The organism is Desulfuromonas versatilis (assembly GCF_019704135.1).
Lineage (GTDB): Bacteria > Desulfobacterota > Desulfuromonadia > Desulfuromonadales > NIT-T3 > Desulfuromonas_A > Desulfuromonas_A versatilis.
This window is the reverse complement of sequence record NZ_AP024355.1, coordinates 470,847-482,621: the sequence shown is the minus strand read 5'-3', so window position 1 is coordinate 482,621 and position 11,775 is coordinate 470,847. Positions and strand designations below refer to the sequence as shown.

Below are 11,775 nucleotides of genomic sequence, written 5' to 3'. Positions count from 1 at the left end.
CTGATGACCCTGCTGCTCGGCTTCGGCGCGGTCAACACCGGCAACAACCTGCTCTACCTGCTGGTCTCGGCCCTGCTCGGCTTTATGAGCATCTCCGGCATCCTCGGCCAGCAGAACCTCGCCCGGCTCAGGGTGCGGGTGGAGGTGCCCGAGGAGGTCTACGACGGCCTGCCGACCCTGGTCACCCTGCATCTCGAGAATCCCCGCCGTTACCTGCCGGCCTTCCTGATCACGATCTCGCTGCGCGGCCAGTCGACCACCCTGCCGCTGGTCGACCGCGGGGGGAGCGACGCGGGCTCCATCCTCGTCGCCTTCCGGGGCCGCGGCCGCCACCGCCTGGAGCCGGTGCGGGTCAGCTCCATCTTCCCCATCAACTTTTTCGTGCGCAGCCGCCTGGCCTTCGCCGAGGGGCAGGTGACGGTCTTCCCGGCGCCGTTGGCCCTCGCCGCCGGCAGCGACAGCGGCCGGCCCGCCGCCCGCGGCGCCGCGCCGACGCCGTCCCGCGGTCACGAGGGGGAAGTCAGCCGCATCAGCGACTACCGGGGGGGCGAGCCGCTCAAGCTGATCCACTGGAAACTCTCGGCCCGCCACGACCAACTCAAGGTCAAGGAACTCTCGGCCGCCACCCACGAACCGCTGATCATCGATCTCGAGCGGCTCCCCGGGGCCGATCTCGAACAACGGCTCGGCTGTGCCGTCCACCTGGTGCGCGAAACGCTCCGCCGGGAGCGCCCGGTGGGCCTGCGGCTCGGCTCCAGGCTGATCCCCCCGGCCGCCGGCCGCCACCAGCGATTGAAGCTGCTTACCGAACTGGCGCTCTATGGTCAAGATTAGCACCCTGCTCTACCTGCTGGCCAACGCCGCCTGCCTGCTAGGCGCGGCGCCGCTCTTCCCGCACCTCGACCTTCCGGTCCAGCTGGCGCTGGGGACTGCCGTCCCCCTCGGCATGGTGCTCGACCGGCGCGGCCGCCGCCCCCTGCCCGGGCCCTGGGGGACCCTGGTCGCCCTGGCCCTTTTCGGCGTCTACGCGATCCAGATCTCCATGGCCAACCTGGTGCAGCCGGTGGTCAACATCCTCGCCCTGATGCTGACCGTGCGCCTGCTCAGCGAAAAAAGCAACCGCAACATCCTGCAGCTCTTCGTCCTCGCCCTGTTCGCCCTGGCCTCCTCATCGCTGCTGAGCCTGAGCGCCGCCTTCTTCGTCTACCTGGTGCTGCTGGTGGCGGTGGTCACCATCGGCCTGGTGCTGCTGAGCTTTCACGTCACCGACCCGGCCCTGGTCCTGGATGCCCGGACCCTGCGCCGGCTGCTCTCCGTGGCGGGCCTGCTGCCCGCGATCTCGCTGGTGCTGATGGTGGTGTTTTTCGTGATCCTGCCCCGCACCCAGCGCCCCCTGTGGAACTTTCTCAATCCGCCCGAAGCGGCGACGGTCGGCTTCAGCGACAAGGTGGAGCCGGGCGCCTACGCCAGCACCGCCTCGGCCAAAACCGTCGCCCTGCGGGTCGAGAGCCAGCCCCTCGCCCCCGAGGATCTCTACTGGCGCGCCATCGTGCTTAACCGACTGGAGGGAAACACCTGGAGCCGGGCCCCTGAGCCCGAAGGGGAGAGAACGCTTATCCAGGGCGGACGGCAGGTCACCCAGGTCATCTACCCCGAGCCCAAGAGCGACCCCTACCTGGTCGCCCTCGATGCCCCGCGCAGCCTCGAGGGGATGCGCGCCCAGGGGAGCGGCGACCTGGTGTTCACCACCCGGCGGAGCATCGACCGACGGGCCAGGGTCGCGGCGGTTTCCGTGGTGGGGGGCACGAGCAGAATCCAGGGGCCGGCGGACCGGGCCTTCTACCTGCAGACACCGCAGGAGGTTGCGCCGCGGGTCGCGGCCCTGGGCGAAGAACTGCGGGCCGGCGGCGATGCGCTTCGAAAGATCGCCTCCCTGCAGGAGTTTTTCCGCGGCCAGGGGCTTACCTACGCCACCAGCGATTTGCCCCGCGCCGCCGACCCCATCGACGATTTTCTCTTCGGCAAGAAGCGGGGTTACTGCGAATTCTTCGCCTCCTCCTTCGCCCTGGTGCTGCGCCTTGCCGGGGTGCCGGCGCGGCTGGTGGGGGGGTATTACGGCGGCGATTACAACGAGCTGGGCGGCTACTACCTGGTCACCGAGGACCGGGCCCATGTCTGGGTGGAGGCGCTGACCGAGGAGGGGATTTGGCTGCGCCTCGATCCCAGCTCCCTTGCGAGCAACGCCGCCTCGGCGCTGCTGGCGCAGAGGAACCGGGGACTGAACACCCTGCAGCGGCTCGCCGATGCGCTCAACTATTTCTGGAACCAGGCGGTCATCGCCTACGATTTGGGCCGCCAGTTCGAACTGCTGCGCAGCACCGGGCTGCGCATGAAGCATCTGCAGGTATCTCTCGACTGGCGACTGGCGGCGGGGCTGGGACTGGCAATTCTGGGATTGGCATTGGGGGGCAGGCTGCTGTGGAGGCGCGCCCGAAGCAGCACGGAAACGCGGCTGCTGCAGCGGTTTCTGCGCCAGGCGGCGCGCGCCCATGGTTTGGCGAAGATCCCCTGCGGCGAGGGGCTCTACGAACTGGCCGAGCGCCTCGACGACGAGCGCTGCCGCAGCTTTGCGCGGATCTACGGGGGCGCGCTCTACCGCGACCGGCGGCTCACCGACGGCGAGCGCCGCCGGTTGACGGAGCTGATCGAGGAATTGAAGCGCAGCTCCGGCGGGGGCTGAGGCGGGGAACTCAGCTCGCCGACTCACCCCCTCCGGGGCGGCGCCGGCTGCGCCCGCCACGGCGCCGGCGGGGCCTGCGGCGGGCGGCGGCCTGTTTCTCCTGGGGCTGAGGGGAGGTGGCCTCGGCCAGGGCCGGCCGCCACTGCTCCACCAGGGCCGGGTCACCGCCGCTGATCTGCTGCCAGAGGCAGAGCAGATCCAGGGCCTGGGGGGTCATGGGGTGCTGCAGAAAACGCCGCTCGCCACGAAAGCCGCGGCCGCGGGCCAGGCGGAAAAAACCGATCAGCAGCTCCCGCGCCTGGTGGCGGATGCCGTGGGCCACGTGGAAATAGCCGCAGTGGGGGGCGAGGGTGAGCCCGGCCAGGCGCACCGCCTCGGTGACGGTGAGGTCGGCCCCCGGCGGGCAGACCCGCAGAAATCGCGTCAGGTAGATGGCCGCCAGGGCAAAAGGCTCCTCGATGGCCACCCCGGCGGCGGTGCGGGCGTCAACCTTTTCCAGCAGATCGAAGGTCTCCGTCTCCCCCTCGAAACCGGCCAGCAGATGGGGCAGCAGCCCCATGGCCTGGGCATCGCGCAGCACCCTGCCCGCCACGCGGTGGCGGAACAACTCCATCAGCTCCTCGCGGATGCGGGCCGGCGCCGCCTCGGCGATGAGCGGAGCCCGCACGTAGATCGCTTCGCGCACCGATTCGTCCAGGGAGAAATCGAGCCGGGCCGAGAATTCCAGGGCCCGCAGCATGCGCACCGGATCCTCGGTGAAGCGCACCAGGGGATCGCCGATGGCCCGCAGGCGGCGCTGGTTCAGGTCCTCGAGCCCACCGACGTAGTCGACGATGGCAAAGCTCTCGATGTCGTAGAACAGGGCGTTGATGGTGAAATCGCGGCGAAAAGCGTCTTCCCGGGGCGAGCCGAAGATGTTCTCGGCGAACATGAAGTGTTCGGCGGGGTCGTCGGGGAGATCTTCGGGGCGCGCCTGGCGGCGGAAGGTTGCCACCTCCACCACCTGGTCGGCGCCGAAGCGCACGTGGGCCAGCCGGAAGCGGCGGCCGACCAGAAAGCAGTTGCGGAACAGCTTCTTGACCTGGTTGGGGGTGGCGTCGGTGCCGACGTCGAAATCCTTGGGGCTGCGCCCCAGCAGCAGGTCGCGGACCCCGCCCCCCACCAGGTAGGCCTTGAACCCCTTGCGGGAGAGCCGGTAGAGGACCTTGAGGGTGTCCGGGTCGATCTGCTTGCGGGAGATGGAGTGCTCGGAGCGGGGCAGGACGACGGGCTGCGCGTTGTTTTCGGTGGATCTGGGCATGGGGCAAATACCTGACTGGGGATCACCGCAGGCGGTGGACGCCGCTGAAACTAGCAGATATGGTGGGCAAAGGGAAGTTCTAACTTGCAATTCCGGTTCCGGGATTGAATTTAGTCGGCAAAATCTCTACCATGACGCCAGCCGTTCATCCATCCCCGAACCCAAGGAACCACTCATGCCCTTCAACCTGCTGGTCATCCTCGGCCCCACCGCCAGCGGCAAGACCCGTCTCGGCGTCGAAGCCGCCGGCGCCCTGGGCGGCGAGATCATCTCCGCCGACTCGCGCCAGGTCTACCGCGGCATGGACCTGGGGACCGGCAAGGACCTGGCCGAGTACGGCGAGGTTCCCCATCATCTCATCGACATCGTCGACCCCGGCTACGAGTTCAACGTCTTCGAGTTCCAGCGACGCTTCTTCGAGGTCTTCGCAGAGCTTCGCGGACGGGGCAGACTGCCGGTGCTGGTCGGCGGCACCGGGCTCTACCTCGACGCGGTGCTGCGCGGCTACCGCCTGGTGGAGGTCCCGGAGAACCCGGCCCTGCGCGCCGAGCTGGCCGGCCTTAGCGATGCCGCTCTGCGTGAGCGCCTGCGGGCTCTCAGGCCCGAGCTGCACAACACCACCGACCTGAAGGACCGCCCGCGGCTGGTGCGCGCCACCGAAATCGCCGAAGGGGAGGCGGCAGCGGCAGCAAGCCTGCCGCCGCTGCCCGAACTGCGCCCGCAGGTCTTCGGCCTGAGCTGGCCCCGGGAGATCCTGCGCCGGCGCATCACCGCCCGCCTCAAGGAACGCCTCGAGCAGGGGATGATCGAAGAGGTCCAGGGGCTGCATGCGGCGGGCGTCGCCTGGGAGACCCTGGAGTTCTACGGGCTGGAATACCGCTTCATCGCCCAGCACCTCAAGGGCGAACTCAACCGCAACGACATGATCCAGAAGCTGGGCAGCGCCATCCACCAGTTCGCCAAGCGCCAGGAGACCTGGTTCCGGCGCATGGAGCGCCAGGGGACGGCGATCCACTGGCTCGACGGAGCGGGGGAGCCGCTGCGGGAGATGCTGGCGATCCTGAAAAATCTGCAATGAGTCTCAGGGCCAAACCTTATCCACCGCAAAGGCGCAAAGGACGCAAAGAAAACCTTTGGGTATTGCGAGGACCTTATTCCACTCTTTCGCCTCCGATTTTCCTCTTCGCCCCGCGGGCCCTCGAGCGAGCTTAGCGAGCGAGCGGTCAAGAGAAGATTTTCCGACATGGATCAGTTCCCCCGCGGCATCGACAAATACCTGCGTACCCGCACCCTGCAGGGCCCCTGGCGCATCGAGGGGAGCGACCGCGCCGACTTCTCCGGCGCGGTGGTCATCCCGGCGCTGGCCGAGAGTCAACACCTGCTGGCGACTCTCGAGAGCCTGGCGGCCAACCCCCGGGAGCTTCTGGAGCGCTTTTTGGTGCTGGTGGTGGTCAACCACCGGGCCGACGCCGCCCCGGAGGACCAGGCCGACAACCGGGCGGTGCTCGCCGGGCTGCGCAGCGGCCAAGCGGACCGTCCCGGACTGCAGCTCGGCTGGATCGACGCCGCTTCGCCGGGCCTTGAGCTGCCCGCGGGGGGCGGGGTCGGCACGGCGCGCAAGATCGGCTTCGACCTCGCCCTGGCGCGGCTCGATTACCGCCGGGTCGAGCCGCTGCTCGTCTCCCTGGATGCCGACACCCTGGTCGACGGCAACTACCTGCAGGCCCTGGTCGAGCATTTTTCCACGTCCCCGGCCGGCGGCGCCAGCCTCCCCTTTCGCCACCGGGAGCCCGAATGCCCCCGGCAGCAGGCGGCCATCGAACGCTACGAACTCTACCTGCGCCACTACGTCCTCGGCCTGCAGCTGGCCGCCTCCCCTTACGCCTATCACACCGTCGGCAGCGCCCTGGCCTGCCGGGCGGCAGCCTATGCCGCCGCCGGCGGCATGAACCGCCGGACAGCCGGCGAAGATTTCTATTTCCTGCAGCAGCTGGCCAAAACCTCTGGCGTCGCCCCCCTCGCCGGCACCCTGGTCCACCCCTCCCCGCGCCCGTCGCAGAGGGTGCCTTTCGGGACCGGCCCCAGCGTGGCCAGGCAACTGGCCGGGGCAACGGAGACGGTTTCCTTTTACCACCCGGACTGCTTCCGCCTGCTGCACGGCTGGCTGGCGCTCGTCGAGAGCCACTGGCAGGCCGGGCCGGCCTGCATTCTGCAACGCGCCCGGGAGCTGTCCCCCCATCTGGGCGATTTTCTCCAGGCGGAGAATTTCCCCGGCACCTGGGAAAAGCTGGCCCGCAACCACTCGGGGCAGGCGGCCCGGCTCAGGGCCTTCCACGGCTGGTTCGACGGTCTGCGCACCCTGCGTCTGATCAACCGCCTGAGCAGCGGGCCATTTCCCCGAGGCGAAGCGGAAGGGGCCCTCCCCGACCTGCTCGCCTGGGCGGGCCTGCCGGCAAGCGGCAGGGCACAGGAGCAACTGCAGCGGCTGAGAACCCTGCAGGGGGCCCTCCAGGGGTAGGTCGACCTAGGCGGCCACGGTGAAAATGGCATTTTTTGTGCTAGGATGAGGTAGGAGTTGCTCCGGCCGAGGAGATGCCATGCCCGAAAAGCGTGACCAGGACACCCCCAGGACGCCTGCGGATGCCCGCAAGCACCTGCGTTCCCCGCTGATCATTCTGAAGGTCCGGCTTGAGGATGGCGGCAAGGCCTTTTTCGGGTATGCCAGAAACATCAGCCGCAGCGGAATGTTCATCTCCACCGTCAATCCCCGGGACCCCGGAAACCGCTTTCCCGTCGAAATCCCCCTGCCCCCGCCCCTGAATCGCCGGGTCACCTGCAATTGCGAGGTGGTCTGGCGCCGGCTCTACGACCGCACCTCGCCCTACGAACCCGGCATGGGACTGAAATTCCTCGATCTGCCCGGCGAGGACGCGGAGGCCGTGGATGAATGGATCCACGACCATCCCGAGGCGCAGGGAGAAAATTAGCTTAGCTCCTTTTCATGGCACGCTTCTTGATTAACTACCTCTCAGGAGGCGGTGCCATGTTCCGAATAACCTTTCTGCGCAGCATTCTGCTTTACTCCCTGGTAATCGCCGTTTTTCTCCCCCTGTACAACGCGCTGATCATCTACCCCTCCTACCAGGACATCCTGGTCCGGGAAACCGAGGAGGATGCGGCGCGCCACGTCGATGCGCTGCTGCGCATGCTCAAGCTCGAGGGGCAGCCTCTGACCCGGGAGCGCCTGGCCCCGGAGCTGGTCGAGGAGATCCGCCGCTACCAGAACGACCCGCGTCTGGTCAAGCTGCGCATCTTTTCCCCCGACGGAGAAATCATCTATTCCAGCGACCCGGCCGAAGAGGGGCAGCGCAACGCAAAGCCCTACTTCCATGAGCAGGTCGCCCGGGGGATCATCTACTCCAAGGTGGTGGAATCCGATTCCCGCACCGCCGAAGACCGGCCGATCGCGGTGGACGTGGTGGAGACCTATGTCCCGCTGATGGCGCGGGACCTCTTCCTGGGGGCGGTGGAAACCTACCTCGACATTTCCGCTTCCCATGACCGGCTGCTCGGCCTGACCCGGCAGTCGACCCTGGTGATGCTGGTCATTTCCGCGGGGTTGCTGCTGGCCATTCTCGGCGTCATGAAAAAGGCCCACAGCTCCATCCGGGAACGCGAAAAGGCGGAAGCCGCCCTGCAAATGGCGATGGACGACCTGGAGCGGCGCGTCACCGAGCGCACCCAGCAGCTGCTCGAAGCCAACCAGCAGCTCAACGCCGAAATTGCCGAGCGCCGCCGCGCGGAAAATTCCCTGATCGAGGCGTTTCGCATCTCCGAGGAGGCCAAGGAGAAGATCGACGGCATTCTCCGCTCGGTCCCCGACGGTCTGCTGGTCACCGATTCCAGTGACAGGGTGCTGCTCATGAACGCAACCGCCGAACGCCTGCTGGGGGTCTCCCTGCACCAGGCGCTGGGCCGGGGGATCGAGGAAATCCTCGACGACCAGGCACTATTGGGAGAGCTGCAACGGGGGGCGGGGCGCCAGTTCGACTTCCAACACCAGGACCCGCGCCGCCAAATCCTCCACCACTACCGGGCGAGGACCTCGGTGCTGGTCGGTCGGGACCACCTGGAAAAGGGGATGATCGTCCTGTTCCAGGACGTCAGCCGGGAGCAGGAAATCGACCGGATGAAAAACGAGTTCCTGGCGATGACGACCCACGAGCTGAAAACCCCGCTGGCCGGCATCATGGGGTACGCGGAACTGCTGCTTGACGGGGGGCTCTTCGATCCGACGCCGAACCAGCGCAGGGAGTTTCTCGGCACCATCTACCAGAGTGCGGAGGCCCTGGCGCGGCTGGTCGACGACATCCTCGACGTCAGCCGGCTCGCCTCGGGCAAGCCCCTGGGGCTGGAGCACTCCCCATTTTTCATGGAGGAGCTGCTGAAGGATGCGCTGGCGCGGTTTCGCGAGCGCTATCCCGGCCACCGCATCGAACTGCGCCTGGCGGAAACCCCGACCAGGATCGTCGCCGACCGCGGACGCCTCTTCCAGGTGCTGAACAATTTGGTGAGCAATGCGGTGAAATTTTCGCCGCGCGGCAGCCTGGTGGAGCTTGCCGGGGAGCGCTGCGGGGAGAGCTACCGGCTGTCGGTCTCCGACCAGGGGGTGGGGTTGACCCCCGACCAGGTCGGGCGTATTTTTGACAAATTCTACCGCGCCGACACCTCTGACACGGCGGTGCGGGGGACGGGGCTGGGGCTGAGCATCGTCAAGCACATCCTGGAGGCCCACGACGGCGGGATCTCCGTGGACAGCCGGCCGATGCAGGGCACCCGGGTCGAAATCCAGCTCCCGCTGCGCCCCCGGGAGGCAGGTGAAACACCGCTGTTGGAGGACTGGCCGCCGCTCTCCTCGAGCGCCTGAGCCCGCCTCAAAGCAGTCCGATCACCGCTCCGGTCATGCAGGTGGCAAGAATTCCCGCGACAATGGATTTGCCCCCCAGCGAAACGATTTCGCCGCGCCGTCCCGGCGCCATGGTGCCGAGCCCGCCAATCATGATGCCCAGGCTCCCCAGGTTGGCGAAGCCGCACAGGGCGTAGGTCATGATCAGCCGGCTGCGCGGGGAGAGTGCGGTTTCGGGAAGGGCGGCCAGTTCGAGGTAGGCGACGAATTCGTTGAGCACAGTCTTGGTGCCGAGCAGGCTGCCGGCGGCTACCGCCTCCTGCCAGGGGATGCCGATCAGCCAGGCCACCGGGGCCATCAGCCAGCCGAGCAGCCCCTGCAGGGTCAGGGGGCGGCCGCCGGCCGCCGGCAGCAGGGCCAGCAGCTGGTTGACCAGGCTCACCAGGGCGACCAGCACGATCAGCATGGCGATGATGTTGAGCAGCAGCTTCAGCCCCTCGGCCGTGCCGCGGGTGACGGCGTCCATGGCCCCCGAGGCCTCGCTCATGCCGTGGATCTCGGCGCCGGTCACCGCCCCCTGCTGGGGGACCATCAGCTGGGCCACGGCGATGGCCGCCGGGGCGCTGATCACCGAGGCGATCAGGATGTGGCCCAGGGCGTCGGGGACCGCCTGCTGCAGGATCGAGGCGTAGAGCACCAGCACGGTGCCGGCGATGGTGCTCATGCCGCAGGTCATCAGGGTGAACAGTTCGCTGCGCGACATCTCCGCCAGGTAGGGGCGCACCAGCAGGGGAGCCTCGACCATGCCGACAAAGACGTTGGCCGCGGCTCCCACCCCCAGCGCGCCGCCGATGTTCATGGTCTTGCGCAGCACCCAGGAGAAAGCCCGCACGAGCAGCGGCAGCACCCGCCAGTAGAACAGCAGCGCGGAAAGGGCGCTGACCACCAGCACCAGCGGCAGGGCGCGAAAAGCCAGGGTGAAGGAGGCCCCAGGCGCTGTCTCCGCATAGGGGAGCGGGCCGCCGCCGAGAAAGCCGAACACCAGCGCTGTGCCCGCCTGGGTGGCCCGGTCGACGAACATGACCGCCTCGTTGAGCCCGAGAAAAAACAGCCGGAACGGCGCCAGCTTGACCAAGGCGGCGGCCAGCACCAGCTGTAGCGCCACCCCGGTCAGCACCGGTCGCCAGCGCACCTGCCCGCGCTCCTCACTCAGCAGCCAGGCCAGCCCCAAAAGCACCACAATCCCCAACACCCCCTGATAGGCCATACGCCCTCCCGCGAAAAATCATTCAAGCCGGCCGGCAGTCTAGCCCGCCCTGCCTTTCCGGTCAATCTTCCCCAACGGGCACTTACCGGCTACCGACTCCGCAGCGGCTTGCTCCCGAATTGATTCGTGATATTACTTGCCGAGGGGAGCCCCCTTGATTTTTCACTTCGGCTGGTTGAGAATACGCTCTTCAAATCGAACAAAGGAGAATGCCCCTTGAGAACCACCAGCATCGTCGGCCTATCCGGCCTGCTCATCCTTCTGGTTGCCGCCGCCGTCTTTTATTTCCGCGATACCACCGGTCCGCAGATCGCCCTAACCCCCGGCGCGGGACCGGTTTCCGCCCAGCGCCACCTGCAGCTGCAGGTGGAGGACCCCGGCTCGGGCCTCAAATCCCTCGGCGTCACCCTGGTGCAGCAGGGCAAATCGATTCCGCTGCTGGCGCGCACCTATGAGCGCGGCACCCTGGTGCAGAGCGAATCCCTGTCTCTGCCCAAGGGCGAAATCAAGGACGGGCCGGTCGAAATCAACGTCACCGCCACTGACCGAAGCATCTTCCCCTTCGGCGCCGGCAATGTCAGCCAGCAGGTTTTCACCTTCGAATTCGACAGCCGGGCCCCGGTCATCTCGGTGCTCAGCACCGCCCACAACCTCAACCGGGGGGGCGCGGGGCTGATCGTCTACACCCTTTCCGAGGAGGCGGAATCCACCGGGGTGACCATCGGCGAGCTGTTTTTCCCCGGTTACCGCCAGCCCTCCGGGGCCTACGCCTGCCTGTTCGCCTTCCCCTGGAACATGACCATGAACCAGTTCACCCCCAAGCTGATGGCGGTGGACCGGGCCGGCAACGAGCGCCAGGCCGGTTTCTATTACCACCTCAACAACCGCAATTTCCGCGAACGCAAAATCGAGGTCGGCCAGTCTTTCCTCGAAACCAAAGCGCCCGAGTTCGAGGAACTGGCCCCCCAGGCCCAGTCGCCCCTCGATGCCTTTCTGCAGGTCAACCGCGAGGTGCGCGAACAGAACCGGCAGAAGCTCATCGAAATCGGCGCCAGCACCGCTCCGGTCCCCCTTTGGGAGGGAGCCTTCCTGCGCCAGTCCAAGGCGGCCACCCTGGCCCTGTTTGCCGACCATCGCAGCTATTACCACGAGGGTCAGGAGGTCGACAAGCAGACCCACCTCGGCATCGACCTGGCCTCGGTGGCCCAGGCCCCGGTGGAAGCGGCCAACTCCGGCACCGTGGTGTTCGCCGACTACCTGGGGATTTACGGGCTGTGCGTGATCATCGACCACGGCATGGGGCTGCAGAGCCTCTACGGCCATCTGAGCCGCATCGCCGTCCAGCAGGGCGAGCAGGTCAGCAAGGGGCAGATCGTCGGCAACACCGGGGCCACCGGCATGGCCGGCGGCGACCACCTGCACTTCGAGGTGCTGCTCGGCGGCCTCTCGGTCTATCCGCTGGAATGGTGGGACGGGGACTGGATCACCAACAACGTCACCAGCAAGCTGCAGTTGGCCCCCGGCAAGTGACCCTGCGCGCTGGGGACCGGAAAGGATGGAAC

General features: G+C 67.4%; 9 protein-coding genes. 7 read left to right on the top strand and 2 right to left on the bottom strand.

Annotation, left to right across the window (positions count from 1 at the left end):
* Positions 1-3: 3 nt before the first annotated feature.
* Both DESUT3_RS02100 and DESUT3_RS02095 read left to right on the top strand, forming a co-directional pair.
* Positions 4-834 (top strand): DUF58 domain-containing protein, encoded by an 831-nt coding sequence (locus tag DESUT3_RS02100; RefSeq protein WP_225911598.1) that lies wholly within the window; start codon positions 4-6, stop codon positions 832-834.
* Positions 821-2,740, top strand: a complete 1,920-nt coding sequence (locus DESUT3_RS02095; protein ID WP_221250822.1) for a transglutaminase family protein — start codon at positions 821-823, stop codon at positions 2,738-2,740. Before DESUT3_RS02100 ends, DESUT3_RS02095 begins: the two co-directional genes overlap by 14 nt.
* A 10-nt stretch (positions 2,741-2,750) precedes the next feature.
* Here DESUT3_RS02095 and pcnB read toward each other — a convergent pair whose 3' ends face one another.
* The gene (gene pcnB / locus DESUT3_RS02090; protein WP_221250821.1) at positions 2,751-4,040 is read right to left on the bottom strand and encodes a polynucleotide adenylyltransferase PcnB; all 1,290 of its coding nucleotides are present in this window, start codon (positions 4,038-4,040) and stop codon (positions 2,751-2,753) included.
* A gap of 175 nt (positions 4,041-4,215) precedes the next feature.
* Between pcnB and miaA the strand changes: the two genes are divergently transcribed.
* The 4 genes from miaA to DESUT3_RS02070 all read left to right on the top strand — a co-directional run bounded on the left by miaA (position 4,216) and on the right by DESUT3_RS02070 (position 8,967).
* The gene (gene miaA / locus DESUT3_RS02085) at positions 4,216-5,118 is read left to right on the top strand and encodes a tRNA (adenosine(37)-N6)-dimethylallyltransferase MiaA (protein WP_221250820.1); all 903 of its coding nucleotides are present in this window, start codon (positions 4,216-4,218) and stop codon (positions 5,116-5,118) included.
* A gap of 165 nt (positions 5,119-5,283) precedes the next feature.
* Positions 5,284-6,558 (top strand): glycosyltransferase, encoded by a 1,275-nt coding sequence (locus DESUT3_RS02080; protein ID WP_221250819.1) that lies wholly within the window; start codon positions 5,284-5,286, stop codon positions 6,556-6,558.
* A gap of 79 nt (positions 6,559-6,637) precedes the next feature.
* Positions 6,638-7,027: a PilZ domain-containing protein gene (locus DESUT3_RS02075; RefSeq protein WP_221250818.1), complete on the top strand. Its 390-nt coding sequence runs from the start codon at positions 6,638-6,640 to the stop codon at positions 7,025-7,027.
* Between the two features lie 56 nt (positions 7,028-7,083).
* Complete coding sequence (locus DESUT3_RS02070) at positions 7,084-8,967, top strand: sensor histidine kinase (protein WP_221250817.1); 1,884 nt, start codon at positions 7,084-7,086, stop codon at positions 8,965-8,967.
* A 7-nt stretch (positions 8,968-8,974) separates the two neighbouring features.
* On the opposite strand, the gene DESUT3_RS02065 is transcribed toward DESUT3_RS02070, so the two are convergent.
* The gene (locus DESUT3_RS02065; RefSeq protein ID WP_221250816.1) at positions 8,975-10,213 is read right to left on the bottom strand and encodes a NupC/NupG family nucleoside CNT transporter; all 1,239 of its coding nucleotides are present in this window, start codon (positions 10,211-10,213) and stop codon (positions 8,975-8,977) included.
* Between the two features lie 216 nt (positions 10,214-10,429).
* Between DESUT3_RS02065 and DESUT3_RS02060 the strand changes: the two genes are divergently transcribed.
* Entirely contained in the window at positions 10,430-11,743 is a 1,314-nt protein-coding gene (locus DESUT3_RS02060; RefSeq protein WP_221250815.1) for a M23 family metallopeptidase, read from the top strand.
* Positions 11,744-11,775: the final 32 nt, after the last annotated feature.